The organism is Vreelandella aquamarina (assembly GCF_020075495.1).
In the GTDB taxonomy this organism is placed as follows: Bacteria; Pseudomonadota; Gammaproteobacteria; order Pseudomonadales; family Halomonadaceae; genus Vreelandella; species Vreelandella aquamarina_A.
Map to the genome: position 1 here is coordinate 1 of NZ_JABYQT010000043.1, position 385 is coordinate 385.

1 protein-coding gene is annotated in these 385 nt (G+C 52.2%); it reads right to left on the minus strand.

The annotated features are described in order from the left end of the window. A partial coding sequence (locus HW452_RS17395) for a surface lipoprotein assembly modifier (RefSeq protein ID WP_224107345.1) occupies positions 1-385 on the minus strand: 385 nt, incomplete at both ends.

Below are 385 nucleotides of genomic sequence, written 5' to 3' on the forward strand. Positions count from 1 at the left end.
ACTCTAGACGGCTATTCCGATAACGGTAGCCTACTTCGGCATGAAACGCCTGTTCGCTAAAATCCCGGGCATTCCAATAATGCACACCGGAACCGCTGATGCCTAAGCGGGCAAAGTGATTGCCTGCCATGTTAAACATCCGGTCAATACCCAATTCATACCTTATCCCGTTGGCGCGTTTGGGCAGGCTGTCTTCCGATTTTATCCATTTCCGGCCGTTGATGACGATGTCCCGTGAAAGGGACGCATTGTTTACATTATCTGTTTGTTCATAGTTCATATTGAACGAAGGATGCCACGCCTGCACCGCTTCCGCCTGACGGATATATTCCCGTGCAAGCTGCCGCATATCGGGCGGCAACACCTCCTCGGCCCGGTGCAACTG